The following is a 352-nucleotide window of genomic DNA, read 5'->3' on the forward strand; positions in this document are numbered from 1 at the left end:
TTTACTTCATTTCTCTCGCAAAGAAGGCGCTGGCCTTTTTTAAGATCTCTTTCTCCATTTTGAGATCTTTGTTTTCTTTTCTCAGGCGTTTTAACTCTGCGCGCTCATCTTCATTGAGCGAATTACCAGTTTGTTGCTCTTCGAATTTAGCTTTCCAATTATAAATAAGTTTGGTGGTAACCCCTAAAGAGGCTGCGGCCTCTGAAACTGAATAGCCTTGTTCTGTTACCAGAGCGACTGCTTCTTGCTTAAATTCAGTTGTATAAGATTTATTTTTACGTCTTGTCATTTAACACCTCAATATTAGGACATTGTCCATTATTAAAGTGTCCGGCTCAATTAAACCAGTTCA

Annotated in this window: 1 pseudogene; it reads right to left on the reverse strand. The window is 38.1% G+C overall.

Annotated features, from left to right (window positions below):
- Positions 1-289 (reverse strand): annotated as a pseudogene (locus AN391_RS19995) (transposase); the annotation flags it as partial.
- Between the last annotated feature and the right edge of the window lie 63 nt (positions 290-352).

The organism is Pseudoalteromonas sp. P1-13-1a (genome assembly GCF_001401875.1).
Lineage (GTDB): Bacteria > Pseudomonadota > Gammaproteobacteria > Enterobacterales > Alteromonadaceae > Pseudoalteromonas.